This window comes from Mesorhizobium sp. LMG17149 (assembly GCF_024518695.1).
Taxonomy (GTDB): domain Bacteria; phylum Pseudomonadota; class Alphaproteobacteria; order Rhizobiales; family Rhizobiaceae; genus Mesorhizobium.
In genome coordinates this window covers 609,962-629,273 of record NZ_JANIFL010000001.1, presented here as the reverse complement: position 1 = coordinate 629,273, position 19,312 = coordinate 609,962, and the positions used below count along the sequence as shown (strand labels likewise).

The following is a 19,312-nucleotide window of genomic DNA, read 5'->3' as shown; positions in this document are numbered from 1 at the left end:
AGGCGCAGACGTCCGGTCCGCCAACCGCCGCGTTTCCATGAGCCCGGCGGGTCCACAGGAAAGCGCGCGCTAATGTGGCGGCCAGGCGAGGATCAGACCATCCGGCTCAGCGCCTCGAAGAAGGCGACGATCTCGACATCGAGCGGATCGTCGACCGGCTCGGGCTGCGACGACATCTTGGCGATCACCACTTTGGTCCTGGGATCGACATACAGCCACTGGCCATGAATGCCGATGCCGCAATAGGCGCCGTTCGGCAAGCCCGTCTGGTACCATTTGTTGCGATAGCGGCCCTTCGGGAACAGCGGCTGCATCGCGCCGCGCTGCCAAGCGTCGGAACTGCCGCCGCTAGCAACCGTATCGCGCACCCAGGCTTCCGGCACGATGCGGCGGCCATTGGCCACCCCGCCTTGCCGCATCATCTCGCCAACACGCGCCAGGTCGCGCGGCGTCACCGAAATACCGCCGGCCGTGCGCGCCGTGCCTTCCATGTCGACGCCGATCGAGGCTTCGCCGACAGCGCCGAGCGGCAGCCACAGCTTCTCGCGCATCAGGTCGGTGAACCGCTGGCCCGACGCGCGCTCGAGCAGCAGTCCGAGCAGGTCGGAATTCGGCGAGCGGTAGCGGAAAGTCTGGCCATGCGGCTCTGCAAGGCGTTGCAAGGTCAAAATGAATTCGCGCAGGCTCTCCGTGCCGCCGCCCGGATTCCACAGCGTGGCGCGACGATAGCGGGCGAAAGCGCTCTCCGGATCGAGATAGGCTTCCTCGAAATCGAGGCTGACGCTCATGTCGAGCACATGCCGCACGCTCGCATCGCCATAGGCCGAGCCGGCGGCTTCAGGGATGTAGGCCCTCACCGGCGCTTCCGGGTCGAATACGCCCTCGCCTTCCAGAATGCCGGCAATGATGGCGGTCAGCGACTTGCTGATCGAAAAGATGATGTGGCGGGCGCCGAAATCCATATGCGGGGCGAACCAGTCGCCGACGATCTTGCCGTCTTTCATCACCGTCAGTGCGTCGGTGCTCGAACGCGCGAGAAATTCAGCCACTGTCTCCGATGTGCCGGCGATCGCGACCTTTTCGCCGCGCAGGCCGCCCATATCGCGCACGGGGGTTTCGACAACGCCCGACGTCGCCGCCACGCGGGCGGTCGGCACCAGTTCGCCGAGGTTCTGGAACGACCACCGGTTGAAGGGGTTCTCGCGCCAGTTGGCGAGCACCACCTGGTTGCGCCGGAAGCCATAGCGGGTCTCGAACACGGTCTTGCCGGTCATGGCGTTTCCTTCCGGGTCGTTTCTTCTTTGTGGGGCTCAGCGAAGTGCCGTGGCGATAGCGTGCACGGCCTTCAGCGTCGCTATGGAATAGGCACCATTGGCGAAATCCGGCCAGGTCGAAAGCTTCACCACGACCATTCCGGTGTTCCAGTCGATATGGATCATCTGACCGAACACGCCGCGGCACATCAGTGCGCGCGAGCGCGGATCCTCGATCCAGAACTGGTTGCGATAGCTGCCCTCCGGCAGGCTGGGGCTGAAGTCCGGCCCATGCCTGCCGTTGCGCGTCGCCTCGACCCAGCCGGCCGGCACGACGCCGCCACCATTGTCGAGGATCAGCTGGCCGAAGCGGCCATAGTCGCGCAGCGTCGCGTTGAAGCCACCGTCGGCCACCGCATAGCCGGCGCTGTCGACCGTGAAGCAGGCGCTTTCATCAGCGCCGAGCTTTTGCCAGAGTTCTTCCGAAACCACCTGCGGCAGCCGTTTGCCCGTCACCCGCTCCATGATGAAGGCAAGCACGTCGGTCTCGATCGAGCGGTATTCGAATTGAGCCCCGTGCGGGCGGATCGTGTCCTTCAAGCCGAGGATCAGCTCGAACATGTGCGAGGGCCAACGAAAGGCCGGATCGCTGTCCGGCGGCACCGGCTTCCAGCCGGTGGCGACATCGACCTGGCCGATGTCGGAATAGCGGTCGGTATATTCCTCTGAGAAACGGACGCCGCTGGTCATGTCCAGCACATGCTGGACGCTGGCGCCGGTCCAGCCGGTAACGCCGAGTTCCGGCAGGTAATCTGTTACCAGTCTGGCCGGATCGATCAGGCCGCGCCCGACCAGTATGCCGAACACCGAACCGGTAACGGACTTCGCCATCGACTGCGACAAGTGCAGCGTGCGCTCATCCATGCCGTTGAAATAGCGCTCATAGGCGACCTTGCCGTCCTTGAGCACCAGAAAGCCGTCCGTATAGGTCTCGTCGAGCAGCCCGGCGAGCGTCGTCGGCATGCCCTCGCTGTCCTCGACCGCCAGCCCGTCGAGATCGGCCTCGGCGCGTTCGAAGCGGTGGCGATGGCCATTGCCGCGCCAGACTTCGGCGGTCGGCAGAATTTCACGGATGTGCTGGAACGCCCAGCGGTTCCACGGCGGCCGGTCCCAGTCGAGCTTCGGCGGTACCATGGCGGGCGGCGAGCCCTGCATGATCGGCGGCTGCGCGTCGCTGTTGCGGTATGACTGCATGAAAATCCCCTGCCGCCGCATGCCGCTCTTCAGTTCACTTGAATGAGGGCGGTCTGCACAGCGGACGAAAAAGCCCCCGATTGGGCCTTTCGAGTGACGAACGCCCGACGCATGGCGAAGAGCAATGCCGGCAGGCCAGGTGAGGGGCGGCGCGAACGCTGCGAATTCAGCGCTACCCCTCATACGGCCCTTGACCCGCCGTCTTCCAACTCGCGCGGAAGAAGGCGGAGTGCCGCTATTTCTGAACGTCCGTCCAGATGCGCGTGTAGAGTTGCTGCACCTCGGGCGAGCAAGGGGTGAGGAACTCCCCCGCTTTCTCCAGTTCTGGCGGTACCACCAGTTCGGGCGCATCCTTCATGTCGGCTGGCAAGAATGCCTGCGAGCCCTTGATGCCATTGGCATATTTGGCGAAGGCGGAGATCATGGCGGCGTTCTCGGGATCCATGATGAAGTTCATGAACAGCTTGGCGTTGTCGACATTCTTGGCATCCTTGAGGATGGCAACACTGTCCATGAAAAAGGGGAAGCCCTCCTTCGGGTAGCCGAACTTGATGTCGGGGTTCTTGATGCGCGAGCGCATGATGGCGCCGTTCCAGTAGTAGACGGCCGAATAGTCGCCGGCCGGTAGCTTATCGGTCACGCTATAATCCATGGCCAGCCATTTGGGCTTGGCCTCCACCAGCTTGTCGCGCACTTTCTTGAGCAGTTCCTTGTCGTCCGTGCACCAGTTGCCGCCCAGATACTTGATGGTGGCGAACAGCACGTCGTTCATTTCCGGCGCGACATTGATCTTGCCAACCAGTTCCTTCGGCGGATCGAGGAAGATGGCCGAGGTGTTGATGTCGCCGTCATAGACCTTCGTGTTGACGCCGATGCCGGTCACGCCCCACTGCCACGGAACCGTATAATGACGGCCCGGATCCCAGGGAACGTTCACCCAGCGCTCGTCGACATTCTTGAAGTTCTCCATCTGGTCGGGCCGGGCCTCAAGCAGAAGCCCTTCCTTCACCCAGATCGGCACGTAGTTGGCCGACGGCACCACGATGTCGAAGCCATGACCACCGGCGCGTACCTTTGCTAGCGCGGTGTCGTTGGAGTCGTAGTCGGTGGTCGTCACCTTGACCTTATAGGTATCCTCGAACTTCTTGATCATCTCGGGGCTAGTGTAGTCGCCCCAATTAAAGATGCTGAGTTCGCCTTCCGCATACGCGCTGCCCGCAAAGGCAAACATTGCGAATACCGCCGTGGCAGCCGTGGTCTTCCATTTCATTGCTATTCTCCCGTTTGGCAATCGTTGGTTATGGCTTGCGCCTATTGACGAAGTAGAACACGGTTACGAGCACCACCGACAGCGCAAGAAATACCGTGGCGATCGCATTGATTTCCGGGCTCGTTTCGCGCCGCAACTGGCCGAGCATGTAGGTGGGCAGCGTATCCTGGCCGCCGGACTTGACGAATTCGGTGATGACCACATCGTCGAGCGAAATGACGAAGGCGAGCATGAAGCCCGCGATGATGGCCGGCCTCAAGAGCGGCAGCGTCACGAAACGGAAGGCTTTCCAGGGCGTGGCGTATAGGTCGGCGGCTGCGCGCTCCAGCGTCAGGTCCATGCTGTCCAGCCGCGCCCGGATCGGCAGGTAAGCGAACGGGATGCAGAAGGCGGTGTGGGCGGCGATCAGGTAACCGAGTCCTGAGTAACCGGTCCAGACCTTGATGCGCGAGAACACGATCAGGAGCGCGACGCCGGTGACTATCTCCGGCACCATCAGCGGCTGGTTGATGAAGGCGTATTTGAAGGTAAGGCCGGGATAGGGCCGCGTGCGGGTCGTGGCCAGAGCAGCCATGGTGGCGGCGATCGTCGACAGCGCGGCGGCCGAGACTGCCAGCACGAGCGAGCGGACGGAGGCGTCCTGCACAGCCGAATTGTGCCAGGCCGAAATAAACCAGCGCAGTGAGATGCCATCCCAGCGCGAAAGCGAATCCGCCGTGTTGAACGAATAGGTGACGAGCGCCGCGATCGGCAGATAGAGCGCGAAGAAGGTCAGAAGCGCCATGAACCCGAAGCCGGGTTGCGCCTGGATGTCGAACGGACGCTTAGCCATGGGCGCCCTCCGACCGGGATGCGTTGCGCACGTAGAACAGGAGCGCGATCATCACCAGCACCATGAGCGTAATTGAGATGGCCGCGCCAAGCGGCCAGTTACGGCCCGCGCCGAACTGCAGTTCGATCAGGTTGCCGAGCATCATGTTCTTGCCGCCGCCCAGCACCCGCGGAATGACATAGGCACCAAGCGAGGGAATGAAGACCAGTATCGAGCCGGCTATGACGCCGGGCTTGATCAACGGGAAGACGATGCGGCGCAGAACCTGCCAGCGACCGGCGTAGAGGTCATATCCGGCCTCGACCAGCCGGAAGTCGAGCTTCTCCATCGAGGCGTAGATCGGCAGCACCATCAGAGGTAGGTAGACATAGATCATGCCGAGCAAGATGGCCGCGTCGGTATTCATGATCTGCAGCGGTTGTTTGATGATGCCGAGCGCCATCAGCGCCGTGTTGACCAGCCCTTCGTTGCGGATCACCTGCTGCATGGCGAAGGTGCGGATCAGGAGATTCGTCCAGAACGGAATGGTGACGAGGAAAACCCAGACCTCGCGCGTCTTCGGCGGTCGCGTGGCGATGAAATAGGCTGTGGGGAAGCCGAAGAACAACGTCAGCACGGTGGTGTAGAACGACAGGCTTATCGAACGCCAGAAGATCGACAAATGCGCATCGGCGAAGGCCAGAGTGTCGTCGAAGATGTCGCGCTGCAACAGCACCGACAGCCAGCCATCGGTGGAGAATTTCCACACCACGCCGCCATAGGGCCCCGGCGTCAGGAAGGAATAGATCACGACGATCAGCAGCGGGCCGGACGCCGCCAGGAAGATGATGATCAGTGCCGGCGCCGACAGCACCCACCGATCGCGGATATCTCTGCGTTCGGCTTCCTTGGCGACTTCTTCCGCGCTCGCCATCAGTCCCTCACCACTTGCGCGGCGTCATTGCCGATCACGATGCCGACCTTGTCGCCGCGCTCGAAGCCGCAACCGGCGCTGCGCGTGTTCTGCTGGCGCACGGTGAAGACCTCGCCGCTGTCGAGCCGCACATATATATGAGTGTCGGTGCCGAAATAGACGATGTTGTCGACAGTGCCGGACAATTCGCCCTTGTCCTTGGTCAGCTTGGCATGCTCGGGCCTCACCACCACGGTGGCGTTGTCCTTAGGCTGGAAGCCCTCGGCAACGGTCGCCTCGATGGTCGCGCCGGATTTGAGTGTGGCGCGCGCCTTGCCATTGCCGATGTTCGAGACCGCGGCGGTGAGAAAGTTGGTTTCACCGATGAAGTCGGCGACGAAGCGCTCCGCCGGCTTGTCGTAGATATCCCAGGGCGAACCGACCTGCAGGATCTTGCCCGATGACATCACCGCGATGCGGTCTGACATGGTCAGCGCTTCTTCCTGGTCGTGGGTGACGAAGATGAAGGTGATACCGGTCTCGTGCTGCAGCCGTTTCAACTCGATCTGCATCTCCTTGCGCAGCTTATAGTCAAGCGCCGACAGCGGCTCATCGAGCAAAAGCACCTTCGGCTGCGGCGCCAAGGCGCGGGCCAAGGCCACGCGCTGCTGCTGGCCGCCGGAGATCTGGCTGGTACGACGACCGGCGAGTGCCTCCATCTTGACCAGCTTCAGCATCTCGGCGACGCGCGCCTTGATCTCGGCCTTCGGCTTGCCCAGCATTTCCAGGCCAAAGCCGATATTGTCGGCGAGCGTCATGTGCGGGAACAGCGCATAGGACTGGAACACGGTGTTGACCGGCCGCTTGAAGGGTGGCAGCGGCGCGATGTCCTGGCCGTAGAGCAGGATTTCACCGGCGGTTGGAAAGTCGAAGCCGGCGATCAGCCTGAGCAACGTCGTCTTGCCGCAGCCGGATGGCCCCAGCAACGTGAAGAATTCGTTCTCGCGGATGGATACCGAGACCGTGTCGAGGGCAGCTACCTGCCCCTCACCTGATCCGAAAATTTTGCTGACGTTTACTACTTCAATCGCATTCCGATCCGGTTTGTCCGGCACGATTACGCCTCACTGTTGACCCCGCTCTTGCTGGCGGAGCTCTTCCCCTGTTCGATGTGACCACATGGCCGGTGGGTTGGCAAGCCCGGCATTGGGTCACAGTTCAATCAGTCATTGAGGCCTGCAAGCCCCATGCCATAGTCAGGCCTGATAGGTGACCTTGCCGCCGCAAATCGTCGTCACCGGCCGCACCTTGTGCAGGTCGGCCGGGGCGGTGTTCTCGATATCCATCGACAAAACCACCAGATCGGCCATGTAGCCTGATTTCAGCGTGCCCTTGCGGTGTTCGGCGAATTCGGCGTAGGCGCCCTCGATCGTGTAACCGGCGATCGCTTCATGCAGTGAGAAACTCTGGTCCGGGTCGCTTTCTGCCCACGGTTTGCGCAACACTGCCGCCTGAATGCCCAGGATCGGATCGATCGGCGACACCGGCCAATCGGATGCGAAGACGACATGCGCGCCGGCATCCTTCAAGGTCCGCCAGGCATAGCTCAGCGGCCAGCGCGCCGGTCCGATGCGCGATACCGTCGGCTCCAGTGGAAAATCCATTGCGCCCGGCGGATGCGGCGGTTGCATGGAGGCAATGACGCCGAGTTCGGCGAAACGCGGCACATCAGCGGTGGTGGTGACCTCGATGTGCTCGACGCGGTGACGGCTGTCGCGCTTGCCGTTCGCCTTCTGCGCCGCCTCATAACCGTCGAGCACCGCGCGCACCGCGCCGTCGCCGATCGAGTGCACGGCGATCTGCAGTCCGCGTCTGTCGACCGCGACGGCCAGATCGATGAACTGTTGCGGCGTGAACAGCGGCTCGCCCACCCAGTCGAGCCGGTCGGCATAGGGCTCGACCATGACAGCTGTCCAGGAATCGAGAACGCCGTCGTAGAACACCTTGACCATGCCCGACGACAGCCATTCGCTGTTGTATCGTTCGGCCATATCGGACGCCTTGTCGAGCATGTCGAGCGTCATGAAATTCTTGTAGTGGAACGGGATCTTAACGCGGCAGGGCAAGCCTTCCTCGGCGTCGATCTCGGCCAGCAGCTCAAGCTGATAGAGATTGCCGTCCATGTTCTGGATCGAGGTAATGCCGTGGCGGGCGCACCAGGCGAGCCCGCGCCGCATGATGTCGCGGTCGGCGTCCCGCTCCGCCGTCGTCGGCATCGGGTCCGGCTCGCCGCCGGTCGACAGCCCCAGCCGCACCCGGCCTTCGCCGGCAAGATCGAGCACCGGGCCAAAGGCCTCGCCTTCGCGCAATTCACCGGCGGCCAGACCATCGTCACCCATGACGATCTCATTGCCCGGACCAAGCGTGCGCCCCTGCAGGATGCCGGCCATTTCCAGCGCCTTGGTGTTGGCCCACATGGTGTGATGGTCGGGCGCCGCCATGCAGAACGGGCGATCGGGCAAAATGGCGTCGAGGTGATGGCGCGTCACGCGCTCGCTGCCGAGCACGGTGTAGTCGACGCCCTGGCCGACCAGCATCTTCGCGTCGGGCCGGGTCGGCGCATAGTCGCGGATCGCCTTCTGCAGCGCCTCGAAGCCATGAATACCGGTGAGTTGAAGGTGGGCAAGTTCAGCCCCGCCCGAAAACAGATGCATATGGGCTTCGATGAACCCCGGGACCACCGAACCGCCCTTGGCGTCGATGACCCTGGTGGCCGGTCCCTTGAACTCTTCGATGGAGGCGCGGCTGCCGATGGCGACGATTGCGCCATCCTTGACGGCGACAGCCTCGGCGGTGGGATTGTCGTCGTCCATGGTCTGCACGAGACCGTTGATGACGATCAGATCCGCATTGTGACCCGCACCTGTGACAGACATCGCAACTCCGCGCTTTTGACGACTGACTGGGACCGACAACCTCTTGTCCAACGACCTGCCACTCCACCGGAGCGGCGCCATGGGACGAAAAAGAATGCCAGCGCGCTGTCTTGGAAATTCACCTTGTCATCCCCAGAAGCAGCGTGGATAAAGAATGCGACTGATTATTCGCGTTTGTCAACATACCGAATCTGGAATGTATTGTGGACAGCAAGCTCCCACCATGTTGAGACCGGGCGGGGAACGAGGACATCGGACAGTGAAGCGCAGTCTCGACCGCAAAACCAGGATAGCGCTCGAACCGCGCAAACAGCCGCGGCAACAACGCTCCAGCAAGGTGGTCGACCGGATTCTCGACGCAGCGCTGGTCTTGACGCGGGAGCAAGGAACCAAAACACCGACGACGCTCGCCATTGCGCAGCGCGCAGGCTTGTCGGTTGGTTCGATCTACCAATACTTTCCCAACAAGGAAGCCATTCTTCTGGACCTTGCCCGGCGCTGGCTGTCATCCTTTCCCGAGGTGATAGCCAAGCGTATCAAGGTCGCCCCGCCCACCAACCGTGAAGAGTTTCGGCGCGAAGTGCGCAAGCTCTTCATCGACACGTCCAGACTCTACCTCGAAAACGCCAGCCTGATGCCGGTGATCGAGGCCATTTCAGGCAATGCCGACCTCAGGCCGATCCAGAACGAATATGACGAGCAGATCATCGCGCTCTACGCCGCATGGCTGCAGCATGTGAACCCGGCGCTTGAAGACAAGATCGCCAGCCGGCTCGGCGTGCTGATGATGGATGTCGGGCACGCCTGCCGGCTTGTCGGGCTGAAAAGAGACCGCAAGACATACGACCTCATCGAGGACGATGTGGAAAGAATGTGGCTCGCTCTGGTGAGCCCTTATCTCAATCTTGAATCTTGACTGATTTCGCACTTCGAGAGGAATTTATGAAGACTGTTTTCTCCCCCCTTCACGCCGGCCATGCCGGGCAAATGGAACTGGTCACATCAGCCATCGTGCCGGGTTTCGAAAAGCCATCGAGGGCCGAATTCATCAAGGCACGGGTCGAAAGCGAGAAACTGGGCCCCATCATCGCGCCGCACGAACATGACCTCGCCGCCGCCAAGCGCATCCACAAATCAGACTATATCGACTTTCTCCCGACGGTCTGGCCGCAATGGCTGCAAGCAGGCCTCACGGGCACGGCGATGCCCTTCACCTGGCCGACGCGCGGCCTGCGCGGCGACGTCCCGCCAAAGCGCGTCGACGCACTGCTCGGCTATTATTCCTTCGATGCCGGCGCCACCTTCGTCGAAGGCACATGGGCTGCGATCAAGTCTTCCTACGATGTGGCGCTGACCGCCGCCGGCCTGGTCAAGGATGGCGAGGCTTCTGCCTTCGCGCTCTGCCGTCCGCCCGGCCACCATGCCGGGGCTGGCTTCATGGGCGGCTATTGCTACATCAACAACGCCGCCGTCGCCGCGCAATGGTTCCGCGACCAGGGCGCCAGACGCATCTCGATCCTCGACGTCGACTATCACCACGGCAACGGCACGCAGGAGATCTTCTACGACCGTGCAGACGTCCAGGTGCTCAATCTGCATGGCGATCCGATGGTCGAGTACCCGTTCTTCCTCGGCCATGCCGACGAACGCGGCGCGGGTGCCGGCGAAGGCTTCAACATCAACTATCCGATGCCCTTCGGCACCGACTGGGATGCATGGAACGCCTCGCTCGAGGATGCCTGCGCCAGGCTCACCGCTTATGCACCGGATGTCGTCATCGTCTCGCTGGGTGTCGATACGTTCGAGAAGGACCCGATCAGCCAGTTCAAGCTGAAGACATCGGACTATCCCAAGATCGGCCGCCGCATCGCCGGGCTCGGCCTGCCGACGCTGTTCGTCATGGAAGGCGGCTATGCCGTCGAGGAGATCGGCATCAACGCGGTCGGCGTGCTGACCGGGTTCGAGGATCGGTAAATGCCTGTCGTCCAGGAGCATCTGGCGGTTTTGGGACAACGACAGGCATAAGCAAGGGACGGCCGGGACCGGGCGGCAACATCGCCCGGTTCCCACTATCGGGCCAAGGCACCAGCCTTCGGCGCCAGCAACCGGCGCGCCCGTCCATTTATATGCGCCCTGGGGAAATCAACCGGCCGCCGAAATGGCCGGCGAAGATTTTCGCGTCCCGGTCTTCTGTCCGAGGCGCGAAAACCGACCTCTGAGTCGCACGTGAGTCCATCGGATTCGATTTTGTCAAATCGCGTTTGATGTCAGATTCAACTGCGGGTAGATTAGACCCGAATCAGCCGGTCCTCGGGGGGCGCGGCGACCACCCAAAGTCTCTTGTTCCGGAGCTTTTCCGGCACCAGACGCGGACGGCTTCGCGTTCCCTGAATGGATTCGGGATTTGGTTCGGCGCAGCCCTGCGCCACGCGTGTGTCTTCGTCAAAGTAATGCGTATTCGGGTTCGGCGGCTGGCTTTCCAGCATCCGGACAGCAGAAACGATTCCGGCCAAAAGCAACAAGAATGAGCAGTCCCGCCGCACTTCTTCAATCCGACACATTGGGCTCGCGCCTGACGTCGCGCGGCGATCTCACCAGCTTTTTCATGCAACTGACCGCCGAGATCGGCGCCGACAGCTACATGTTGGTCGCCATTGTCCACGACCAGGACCGCAACGATGCGCGCATCGTCTCCTCCAACTGGATTTTCGATGCCATCGAGCTGATCGGCAAGCGGCTGATCGCCGGGCTCGCGCAAGGCGCGCTCACCGTCGCGCCAGGTATCCGTCCACATCCGCTCGTGGCGTCCCGGGCACCAGAAACAGACGGATTGATCACCGGAGAGGAAGCCCGCCTTCTCGACGTGCTCGGCCATGCCGAAATCTATTCGCTGCGCCTCAATGTCGGTCGCCAGCGCCTGTTCGCCCTGTTCTCTGCGGCGACCGCCGGCAGCATCGACCAGCCGGCGTTGATGCGGGCGCAACTGAAATGCTGCTACGCGCTCTCGCACATCCCGCAACTGATTGCCGCTGCCGCCATGCAGGATCCGTTGTCGGATCGGGAGCGCGAATGCCTGTTCTGGGTTTCCGAAGGCAAGACCACCGACGAGGTCGCCGTCATCCTTGGCGTCTCCTCCAACACCGTCAACAGCTACATCACCCACGCCATCCAGAAATTCGCGGCCAGCAACCGCGCGATGGCCATCGCCACGGCGATCAGGAGCGGCATCATTTGAAACACGCCGATATCAAGGAAACGGCCGAAGCCCTTTTCAACGAGCAGCGCAACCCGTTCGGAGCCTTCACCCTTGGCTCCGAAACCCATCACGCGGTCACCATTCCCGATGCCGTGCGCCGCTGCCGCTGGATCGCCGTTGACATGAATGCCTCGGCTTTCGGCCTCTTCTTCGTAAGCCCCTCGCCCGAGCGGGCGCGGCTCGTGCCATGCTTTGATTCCGACTATCCGGGCATTGCCGTGGCGACCAAGTTCATCTCAGGCGCCAACGGCGAGGAGATCGTGCGCCACACCCGCCTCTCGACCGAACCGCGCTGGTGGACGGATGACGGCGTCCTTGCCATGGTGGAGCTGTTTACCACTCTCGCCTGGACCGAGCAGATGGCGGCGCTGGTGCCCGGAACCAGCGGCATCGCTTTTCCCGTGCACGCCGACCGCGGCCAATGCGGTCTTGTCGTATTCCTGGGCTCGGAGATGACCTTGCAGCAGGATGCGCTCTACGAAATACACGCCCGCTGCTTTTCGCTGTTCGCCGCCGTCGCCCGCATCCGTCCGGGCGATACCGGCCGCATGCGGGCAATCTCCAAGCGCGAGCTCGAATGCCTTAAGCTGACCGCCAACGGCAACACCAGCGAAGAGATCGCGCGGCTCCTGAAACTATCGGTGCACACCGCTAACCAGTATCTGACCCAATCGACCCAGAAGCTCAACGCCGTCAATCGCAACCAGGCCGTGGCCAAGGCGCTGCGGCTGGGCTTGATCGAATAGGGGTTTTCGACAGGCAGCTCGATAGCGACCGACTTCAGCGATAGGCGAGCGGCTCGACCTTGCGGATACGCGCCTGTTCGATCACCGCCTCGAGCAGCGCCGTATTGTGCTCCGGGTCTTCGCCCGGCTTCTCGAACGACACGTAGTTGACCGCTACCGAAGCGCCGAGCTCGCTCAGCGTCAGCTGGAAATAGACGGTGACGCCGGGCGGCCTCAGTTCCAGATCGAGCACGATGCGCGGGCTGCCGCTCCAGTCGACATGCGCCTCACCACCATGGCCGAGCCGCAGAGTGCCCGGCATGAAGAACAACTCGACCGCTGAATCGACCAGGTCCGACAGGCACGCGAAATGCTCCAGCCGGATAAAGGCGATGTAGTCGGCGACATCGATCAGCCTGAGTTCCCCCACCACCTGCTCGATGGCGCTGGCGACTATGATCTCGCGAGATTTTGCGTGCGGTTGCCGGTTCATGAAATCTGTCTGCGCTCAGCCTTTTTCGAGTAGACGATCCGCACCAGTTCGGCGACGGCCTGGTAGAATTGTGACGGGATCACACTATCGACCGAAACTTGCTTGTACATGGAGCGGGCGAGCGCCACGTCCTCGAAGACCGGGATGTTGTGTTCCCGCGCGATCTCGCGGATTTTCAGCGCCACCAGATCCTGCCCCTTGGCCAGCACCATGGGTGCCGAGTCCTCGTCGCGCACATATTTCAGCGCGATCGAGAAGTGCGTTGGGTTGGCGATGATCAGCGTCGCGCGCGGCACCGCCGTCATCATCCGCTTGCGCGCCCGGTCGCGCGCCAGCGAGCGCAGCCGCGACTTGACGATCGGGTCGCCCTCGGACTGTTTGAACTCGTCCTTGACCTCCTGCTTGCTCATGCGCAGATCCTGCTTCCAGTGGAAGCGCGACCAGACGATGTCGATTGCCGCGATCAGCCCCATGACGAAGACGATCGCCACCAGGATGTCGACGGCGATGCCGCGGATGACGAGACCGAATGCGACCGGATTGGTGATCATCCCGGCGAGCAGCTTTCGGTGGTCTTCCGACAGCGTGAAGCTCAGCACGACGATGGCAAACCCGACCTTGCCGAGTGACTTCAGGAACTCGACCCAACCCTGGATGCCGAACAGCCTGTTCCACCCCTTGGCGATCGAAATGCGCGAGAGTTGCGGCCGGACCCGCTCGCCTACGAATTGCGGCATGTTCTGGAACACCGAGGCGCCGACGCCGGCGACGGTCAGCAGCACCATCAGGCTCAGGACGGCGCGGCCAACCTCGAGGAGGACGATCTTGTAGAGCGCGATGACGTCGGTCTCCGTGTCCATCGGCCAGGCTTCCGGCTTCTCCAGGAACATCGACAGGAACATGCCGAGATCGATGATCGCATCCTTGGCGTAGAAGACGGTGAACACCAGTATGGCAACGAACGAGGCAAAGAGCGCTGTCTCCCGCGAATGGGGCAGTTTGCCCTGTTCGATGGTGTCGCGGATCTTCTTTTCCGTCGCCTCTTCGGTTTTCGAATCCTTGTCGACCGCGTCAGCCATGGCGCGGCCTTAGGCGGCGTCTTGGGTCGAGGGCAGTTCGAAGGCGCCTTCGCGCGACAGCCGGATCGTCGTCGTAACGATCGTCTTGCGGGCCGCTGTGATGTCGGCGAGAGGGACCCCGTCCGAGCCCTGTCCGAGTTCGGCTTCGATCATGCGCCGCGAGCGGGCGCCGATGGCCGACAGCACCGATTCTGCGAGTGCGGCCGAAGTGCCGCGCAGGGCCAGCGTGACCAGTTCCGTCGACAGCCCGTCGAACAGCAGCACCCGCGCTTTCTGGGCGAGCAGCGGCAAGTCGTCGAAAGCAAACAGCCGGGCCCTCACACCGTCGAGATCGGGCGTGCCGGCGGCTTCCAGATCCTGCATGACCTCCTCGAGCAGCGGCTTGTCGAGTTCGTTGAGAACGCTGGCGACACGCGCCTGCCCAGCCGAGGTGTCCTTGGTCAAGGTTTCCGCCAGCACGCTGGTGCGCAGCCGGTTTTCGACGATCCTGGCGGCAGCGTCGGGAACATTGGCCATCGTCACCATGCGCTTGATGATTTCTCCACGCATCGGTTTGGTCAGTGTCAGCAGCACGTTGGCCGCCACCTGCGGCGCCAGCTTCGACAACACCATGGCCGCCGTCTGCGGATGCTCACCGGCCAGGAAGGCGCCAAGCCGCGCCGGTTCGAGCTTTTCGAGCTCGGGCCAGATCGGCGGCGGACCTTCCGGTGCGACCTCGAATTTCTTGTCGCCCATGATCGCGCTCATCTCTTCGGGCGAGAGCGATTCGTTGAGGATGGTGTCCATCCTGTCGGCGGAATCGAGCAATCCCGCCCCTTCGGTGAACTCGGCCTCGAACTCGGCGACGATGCGCTCAAGATCGCTTTGCGGAATCGTCCGAAGCAGGCGGGCGCCCTCGATCAGCGCCTTCAGTTCTTCCTGCTTGAAGAATTTCAGCAGGCGGCTGGCCGACGGCTTGCCCATAGCCACAAGTATGGCGGCCGCCTTCTGCGCGCGGGTCAAGGTCACCGGCGTCGTCATGCCACTCGCCTCCGCTGCCACCGGCAAGCCCCGCAAACCATGTCTAGGCGCCCTTCGTGCCGGCGATGATTTCGGTCAGCCTGATGCCGAACCGCGACGGATCGCTTTCCAGCACGGTGATCTCGCCGCGCGCGATCTTGCGGCCGTTGACCACGACGTCGACAGGTTCGCCGATGCGGCGATTGAGCGCCACGGTCGATCCTTTTTGCAGCGCCATCAGATCGGAGACCGGCATCTCGGTGCTGCCGAGGATGATCTGGACATCGACGGGGATGTTCATGATCACGCTCGAATTGGCTGATGAGGCCGCCCTGAAGGCCGCATCGGGGCGTTGCTCCTCTTCATGCAGGACACCGCGCAACTCTTCGATGGCGCGATCGAGTTGCTCGTCCGGCTGGTCGAGGTCGGCTTCCGCCTTGGTTTTGGCCATGATCGTCTCCAAATGCTCAGGCGCGTCCGGCGGCAGCCGGCATCAGCCCGTCGATAAAGTCCTGCCCGGCGTCGTAAGGATGCCTGATCCGGACGGTGTAATTCTGTCCCAGTTTGCCGAACTCGCATACGAACAGCGTCTTGCCCCGTGCGCTGAGACGCGCCTGGGACTGGGCCGTCTCCTCGAATTCGATGACGTCGCCGATTTCGAAACCGGCGAGATCGCCGAGCGTCAGCCGCGCCAGCGGCATCGTGGCCTCGAGCGCCACGGTGGAGCGCATCACCTCTTCCGAAAAGCGGGCGCGCCAGCTGGGGCCGTGATCGTCGTCGCTGACAGGCACGGCTCCGTCGCGGCTGGCCAGCACGACGCGCTGCGGCATCGTCACCGTGACGGTGCCACTATCGGCCGGCGTCGAGATGCCAAGCACGATGCGGATTGCCGCGCCATCGCGCAGCACATACCGCTTCGCCTCGGTGCCGGACATTGCTCGCGGCGCGGGCAGGCGCAGGTCGAGCGAGCGCTTTCCCGATCCGTTGAGGGCCTGCGCGACCTGCTGGAACACCATGGTCGAAACATCGATTTCGATCTGCGACAGATCGCGTTCGATCGGCGATGCCGGCAGATCCGGGTCGCCGCCGAACAGCGTGCAGACCATGATCGCGATCGCCGGAGCATCGATCACCAGGGTCATCGCATCGGAGGACGCCGACGAGCCGATCACGGTCATGGCAAACGTGTCGCCGGCACGCGAACGCGCCTCGGGAACGCGGCTGACCTCGATCGCTTTGAGGTCGACGACGACCGGAACGCCAAGCTCGCTGGTCAGGCTTTTCTGCAACAGCGGTACGGCGCGTTCGGCCATGGCGCGGCCTGCGTCGATGACCTGCGCGGCCTCGCCGCTGTCGCCGACCAGACGCTCGATGATCAGCGAACGCGCTTCCGCTGGGCTGCCCGGACTGGTCATGACAGTGCTGGGACCGATCTATCGCGCATCGTTCAGGCGGCCTTCTTTTCGACGGTGCCGGTATTCATCGTGCTCTGCTCGACGGCATCGATCGTCGGCCGTTCATAGGACGAGATGGTCTTACGGCCGAACTCGATCGCCACCTGCGGCAGCGCGCCGTTCATGTAGGCCAGCAGCGTCTGCTTGACGATGATATAGAGGCGGTTCTTCTTCTCGCGCACCGTCTTGATCTTGGTGGCGACAGGCCCGACCACCGAATAGGACAGGAAGATGCCGAGGAACGTTCCGACAAGTGCGGCACCGATCAGACCGCCGAGGATTTCCGGCGACTGGTCGAGCGCGCCCATCGCCTTGACCACGCCGAGCACGGCGGCGACGATGCCGAGCGCCGGCAGGCCATCGCCCACCGCCACCATCGCGTGATAGGCCTTCATCTTGTCGGACCTGATGGTCTGGATCTCTTCGTCCATCAGCGCCTCGATCTCGTGCGAGCGGGCATTGCCGATGATGATGATACGGCAGTAGTCGCAGATGAAATGCGTCAGGTCATGATTGTGCAGCACGGTTGGGAACGCCTGGAAAATCGCCGACTCTTCTGGATTGTCGATATGCGCCTCGACCTCGCTGCGGGATTTCGACCGCAGCTCGCGCATCAGCGAGTGCAGCACGCCGAGCGTCTCGAGATAGTCCTGTTCCTTCGGCACCGCCTGCTTGAAGGCTTCGAGAATGGCCTTGCCGGTGTCCTTGACCGTCTTCATCGGATTGGCAACGAGGAAGGTGCCAAAAGCCGCACCACAGATGATCACGACCTCCCATGGCTGGATCAGCACGTGAAGATGGCCGCCCATGGCCATGAAGCCGCCAAGGACGCAGCCGAGCGTTACCACCAGTCCAATCAGAATGCCCACGACAGGTCCTTCCGCATTTCACATCAGGAGCTAGGGATAGTCCCCGTGCCTTGTGTGAGGCTTGAATCGAGGGCTTGGAAGCGATTCAGTTTCGCGCAAGGAAGTAGGGGTATTGTGCCGGCATAGCTTCGGCCGGAGGCACGTCTTTGCTCAACACCTTTACCAGCTACCAGCTCATCACCAAGGACATTTCAAAATCGATCGACAGGATCGAGCAGCAGCCCGTGGTTGATCGCGACACCAAATATTATCTCGCGAATATCACCAAGGTGAAATCGATCGACGATTTCGTCAAAAACGACCGTTTGTTCAAGTATGCCATGAAGGCCTACGGGCTGGAGGACATGGACTACGCCAAGGCCTTCATGGTCAAGGCACTCAAGGAAGGCGTCTCCGATCCCGACAGCTTCGCCAACAAGCTGACCGACAAGCGCTACGCCGAATTCGTCAGCGCCTTCAACTTCGCCGCCAACGGCGCCGATGCGACCATCTACAACAAGACACAGCAGTTGGTGACCAAGAACTATGCCATCCAGGCCCAGATCGCCGGCCTCGATCCCAATTCGGCCTATGTGAAGGGCGAGACGACATACTATCTCGCCAACATCACCAAGGTGAAGTCGATCGACGATCTGATGTCGAACAACCGGCTCTACACATACGCGCTGGCGTCATTCGGTCTCGATTCCGCGACGGAGGACAAGGATCTCATCAAGCGGGTTCTGCAGGGCGGCGTCCGCGATCCCGACAGCGTCGCCAACAAGATGACGGACAAGACCTATGCCGCGCTTGCCTCCGCCTTCAACTTCGAAGCCTATGGCGAAAACACCACCACCATCAATCCGGCGCAGCAGCCGACCGTCGACAAATACATGCGCCAGGCCCTCGAAGAGGATGCCGGTCAGGCCAACCAGGGCGTGCGGCTGGCGCTTTACTTCGATCGCAAGGCCCCAACCATCACCAGCTGGTATGACGTGCTGGCCGACACCGCGCTTGCCAGTGTCGTGCGCACCGTGCTCGGCCTGCCCGATTCCTTCGCCACCGCCGACGTCGACAAGCAGGCGCAGCTGTTCGAGCAAAAACTCGACATCTCGGATTTCTCCGACCCCGAGAAACTCGGCAAGTTCCTGACGCGCTTCACCAGCATGTACGAGATCAACCACCCGACTTCATCGGCCGTCACCTCGGTCAGCGTGCTTTTTGCCCAGCCACTCACCGTCGGCATCTCCACCGACCTGATGATGGCCGTGCAGAAATTGAGGTTCTGAGGCCATCATGCGGGACAGCCTGTACGTCGCCCTTTCGTCGCAGATCGCGCTCGAGCGGCGCCTCGACACCATCGCCGACAACGTCGCCAACGCCTCGACGATCGGCTTTCGCGCTACCGGCGTGAAGTTCGAGGACGTCGTCTCCGGCACCGGGCAGAAATCGGTATCCTTCGCCTCCCCGGGCAAGACCTACCTTTCCGGCGCCCACGGCGCCTTGAGCGAGACCGGAAATCCCTTCGATTTCGCCATCCAGGGCGATGCCTGGTTTGCCATAGAGACGCCGGTCGGCACCGTCATGACCCGCGACGGCCGCTTTTCGATGAACGAGAACGGCGAGCTGATGTCGATCGAGGGCCACCCGGTGCTCGATGCCGGCGGCTCGCCGATCCAGCTTGATCCCCGCAACGGCCCACCCAAGGCCGGGGCCGATGGTTCGTTGCGCCAGAACGATCAGCTTGTCGGCTCGATCGGTCTCTACAATTTCGACCCAGGCCCGAACTTCGTCCGCTACGGCAATTCCGGCATCGTTCCGGCACGCACCCCGGAGCCTGTCACCGACCGCTCCGATGTCGGCGTCGCCCAGGGTTTTCTCGAAGAGTCCAATGTCAATCCGGTGCTGGAGATCACCCGGCTGATCATGGTCCAGCGCGCCTTCGAGAACACCGCCGCCCTGATGCGGCAGACCGACTCCTCCACCGACGAGGCGATCAAGACGCTCGGCTCGAAATAATC

General features: G+C 62.3%; 20 protein-coding genes. 6 read left to right on the top strand and 14 right to left on the bottom strand.

Features of this window, described 5'->3' with window-relative positions; translation table 11 throughout:
* Window positions 1-92: 92 nt before the first annotated feature.
* The 7 genes from NP945_RS03005 to NP945_RS02975 all read right to left on the bottom strand — a co-directional run bounded on the left by NP945_RS03005 (window position 93) and on the right by NP945_RS02975 (window position 8,437).
* Window positions 93-1,274 carry a serine hydrolase gene (locus NP945_RS03005; RefSeq protein ID WP_256745528.1) on the bottom strand — a complete coding sequence of 394 codons (1,182 nt, stop codon included), beginning with the start codon at window positions 1,272-1,274 and terminating at the stop codon, window positions 93-95.
* Between the two features lie 36 nt (window positions 1,275-1,310).
* Window positions 1,311-2,507: a serine hydrolase gene (locus NP945_RS03000; RefSeq protein WP_256745527.1), complete on the bottom strand. Its 1,197-nt coding sequence runs from the start codon at window positions 2,505-2,507 to the stop codon at window positions 1,311-1,313.
* 235 nt (window positions 2,508-2,742) lie between these two features.
* A complete protein-coding gene (locus tag NP945_RS02995; RefSeq protein WP_127268195.1) occupies window positions 2,743-3,777 on the bottom strand; it encodes an extracellular solute-binding protein in 1,035 nt (344 codons plus the stop codon).
* Window positions 3,778-3,805: 28 nt separating this feature from the next.
* Window positions 3,806-4,609 carry an ABC transporter permease gene (locus NP945_RS02990; RefSeq protein ID WP_256745526.1) on the bottom strand — a complete coding sequence of 268 codons (804 nt, stop codon included), beginning with the start codon at window positions 4,607-4,609 and terminating at the stop codon, window positions 3,806-3,808.
* Window positions 4,602-5,522, bottom strand: coding sequence for an ABC transporter permease (locus tag NP945_RS02985; protein ID WP_127268193.1), 921 nt, complete (start codon window positions 5,520-5,522; stop codon window positions 4,602-4,604). Before NP945_RS02985 ends, NP945_RS02990 begins: the two co-directional genes overlap by 8 nt.
* Window positions 5,522-6,616 (bottom strand): ABC transporter ATP-binding protein, encoded by a 1,095-nt coding sequence (locus tag NP945_RS02980; protein WP_256745525.1) that lies wholly within the window; start codon window positions 6,614-6,616, stop codon window positions 5,522-5,524. The genes NP945_RS02985 and NP945_RS02980 overlap by 1 nt, the downstream gene beginning before the upstream one ends.
* A 141-nt stretch (window positions 6,617-6,757) precedes the next feature.
* Window positions 6,758-8,437: an amidohydrolase gene (locus NP945_RS02975; protein ID WP_256745524.1), complete on the bottom strand. Its 1,680-nt coding sequence runs from the start codon at window positions 8,435-8,437 to the stop codon at window positions 6,758-6,760.
* A gap of 154 nt (window positions 8,438-8,591) precedes the next feature.
* Here NP945_RS02975 and NP945_RS02970 point away from each other — a divergent pair, with 154 nt between their 5' ends.
* Together NP945_RS02970 and NP945_RS02965 are read left to right on the top strand one after the other, a co-directional pair.
* Entirely contained in the window at window positions 8,592-9,353 is a 762-nt protein-coding gene (locus NP945_RS02970) for a TetR/AcrR family transcriptional regulator (protein ID WP_256745523.1), read from the top strand.
* Window positions 9,354-9,379: 26 nt separating this feature from the next.
* A complete protein-coding gene (locus tag NP945_RS02965) occupies window positions 9,380-10,411 on the top strand; it encodes a histone deacetylase family protein (protein WP_256745522.1) in 1,032 nt (343 codons plus the stop codon).
* 314 nt (window positions 10,412-10,725) lie between these two features.
* Here the strand turns inward: NP945_RS02965 and NP945_RS02960 are convergent, their stop codons facing one another.
* A complete protein-coding gene (locus NP945_RS02960) occupies window positions 10,726-10,959 on the bottom strand; it encodes a hypothetical protein (RefSeq protein ID WP_256745521.1) in 234 nt (77 codons plus the stop codon).
* 2 nt (window positions 10,960-10,961) lie between these two features.
* On the opposite strand from NP945_RS02960, the gene NP945_RS02955 reads away from it, so the two are divergent.
* Window positions 10,962-11,672 carry a helix-turn-helix transcriptional regulator gene (locus NP945_RS02955; protein ID WP_127268993.1) on the top strand — a complete coding sequence of 237 codons (711 nt, stop codon included), beginning with the start codon at window positions 10,962-10,964 and terminating at the stop codon, window positions 11,670-11,672.
* A complete protein-coding gene (locus tag NP945_RS02950) occupies window positions 11,669-12,439 on the top strand; it encodes a response regulator transcription factor (protein ID WP_127271428.1) in 771 nt (256 codons plus the stop codon). Before NP945_RS02955 ends, NP945_RS02950 begins: the two co-directional genes overlap by 4 nt.
* A 34-nt stretch (window positions 12,440-12,473) precedes the next feature.
* Here NP945_RS02950 and NP945_RS02945 read toward each other — a convergent pair whose 3' ends face one another.
* Genes NP945_RS02945 through motA form a run of 6 tightly spaced genes read right to left on the bottom strand, consistent with a single transcriptional unit; the run spans window position 12,474 to window position 17,312 of the window.
* On the bottom strand, window positions 12,474-12,911 hold the full coding sequence (locus tag NP945_RS02945) for a hypothetical protein (RefSeq protein ID WP_127268991.1): 438 nt from the start codon (window positions 12,909-12,911) through the stop codon (window positions 12,474-12,476).
* Window positions 12,908-13,990, bottom strand: a complete 1,083-nt coding sequence (gene flhB, locus NP945_RS02940; RefSeq protein ID WP_127290384.1) for a flagellar biosynthesis protein FlhB — start codon at window positions 13,988-13,990, stop codon at window positions 12,908-12,910. The genes NP945_RS02945 and flhB overlap by 4 nt, the downstream gene beginning before the upstream one ends.
* Before the next feature lie 9 nt (window positions 13,991-13,999).
* Window positions 14,000-15,010: a flagellar motor switch protein FliG gene (locus tag NP945_RS02935; protein ID WP_256745520.1), complete on the bottom strand. Its 1,011-nt coding sequence runs from the start codon at window positions 15,008-15,010 to the stop codon at window positions 14,000-14,002.
* A gap of 43 nt (window positions 15,011-15,053) precedes the next feature.
* On the bottom strand, window positions 15,054-15,440 hold the full coding sequence (fliN, locus tag NP945_RS02930) for a flagellar motor switch protein FliN (RefSeq protein WP_023809994.1): 387 nt from the start codon (window positions 15,438-15,440) through the stop codon (window positions 15,054-15,056).
* 16 nt (window positions 15,441-15,456) lie between these two features.
* Entirely contained in the window at window positions 15,457-16,404 is a 948-nt protein-coding gene (locus NP945_RS02925) for a FliM/FliN family flagellar motor switch protein (RefSeq protein WP_127269588.1), read from the bottom strand.
* A 32-nt stretch (window positions 16,405-16,436) separates the two neighbouring features.
* Window positions 16,437-17,312: a flagellar motor stator protein MotA gene (motA, locus tag NP945_RS02920; RefSeq protein ID WP_127326683.1), complete on the bottom strand. Its 876-nt coding sequence runs from the start codon at window positions 17,310-17,312 to the stop codon at window positions 16,437-16,439.
* A gap of 146 nt (window positions 17,313-17,458) precedes the next feature.
* Here motA and NP945_RS02915 point away from each other — a divergent pair, with 146 nt between their 5' ends.
* Both NP945_RS02915 and flgF read left to right on the top strand, forming a co-directional pair.
* Window positions 17,459-18,580, top strand: a complete 1,122-nt coding sequence (locus tag NP945_RS02915; RefSeq protein ID WP_256745519.1) for a DUF1217 domain-containing protein — start codon at window positions 17,459-17,461, stop codon at window positions 18,578-18,580.
* Window positions 18,581-18,587: 7 nt separating this feature from the next.
* Complete coding sequence (gene flgF, locus NP945_RS02910) at window positions 18,588-19,310, top strand: flagellar basal-body rod protein FlgF (RefSeq protein WP_127269591.1); 723 nt, start codon at window positions 18,588-18,590, stop codon at window positions 19,308-19,310.
* Window positions 19,311-19,312 lie beyond the last annotated feature (2 nt).

What these genes read in the sequence shown, in the direction of transcription:
- NP945_RS02935 (WP_256745520.1), bottom strand. Translation starts at nt 15,010, where the DNA reads ATGACGACGCCGGTGACCTTGACCCGCGCGCAGAAGGCGGCCGCCATA.
- NP945_RS02945 (WP_127268991.1), bottom strand. Translation starts at nt 12,911, where the DNA reads ATGAACCGGCAACCGCACGCAAAATCTCGCGAGATCATAGTCGCCAGC.
- NP945_RS02965 (WP_256745522.1), top strand. Translation starts at nt 9,380, where the DNA reads ATGAAGACTGTTTTCTCCCCCCTTCACGCCGGCCATGCCGGGCAAATG.
- NP945_RS02955 (WP_127268993.1), top strand. Translation starts at nt 10,962, where the DNA reads ATGAGCAGTCCCGCCGCACTTCTTCAATCCGACACATTGGGCTCGCGC.
- fliN (WP_023809994.1), bottom strand. Translation starts at nt 15,440, where the DNA reads ATGGCCAAAACCAAGGCGGAAGCCGACCTCGACCAGCCGGACGAGCAA.
- NP945_RS03000 (WP_256745527.1), bottom strand. Translation starts at nt 2,507, where the DNA reads ATGCAGTCATACCGCAACAGCGACGCGCAGCCGCCGATCATGCAGGGC.
- NP945_RS02925 (WP_127269588.1), bottom strand. Translation starts at nt 16,404, where the DNA reads ATGACCAGTCCGGGCAGCCCAGCGGAAGCGCGTTCGCTGATCATCGAG.
- flhB (WP_127290384.1), bottom strand. Translation starts at nt 13,990, where the DNA reads ATGGCTGACGCGGTCGACAAGGATTCGAAAACCGAAGAGGCGACGGAA.
- NP945_RS03005 (WP_256745528.1), bottom strand. Translation starts at nt 1,274, where the DNA reads ATGACCGGCAAGACCGTGTTCGAGACCCGCTATGGCTTCCGGCGCAAC.
- NP945_RS02995 (WP_127268195.1), bottom strand. Translation starts at nt 3,777, where the DNA reads ATGAAATGGAAGACCACGGCTGCCACGGCGGTATTCGCAATGTTTGCC.
- NP945_RS02990 (WP_256745526.1), bottom strand. Translation starts at nt 4,609, where the DNA reads ATGGCTAAGCGTCCGTTCGACATCCAGGCGCAACCCGGCTTCGGGTTC.
- flgF (WP_127269591.1), top strand. Translation starts at nt 18,588, where the DNA reads ATGCGGGACAGCCTGTACGTCGCCCTTTCGTCGCAGATCGCGCTCGAG.
- NP945_RS02985 (WP_127268193.1), bottom strand. Translation starts at nt 5,522, where the DNA reads ATGGCGAGCGCGGAAGAAGTCGCCAAGGAAGCCGAACGCAGAGATATC.
- NP945_RS02975 (WP_256745524.1), bottom strand. Translation starts at nt 8,437, where the DNA reads ATGTCTGTCACAGGTGCGGGTCACAATGCGGATCTGATCGTCATCAAC.
- NP945_RS02970 (WP_256745523.1), top strand. Translation starts at nt 8,592, where the DNA reads ATGCGACTGATTATTCGCGTTTGTCAACATACCGAATCTGGAATGTAT.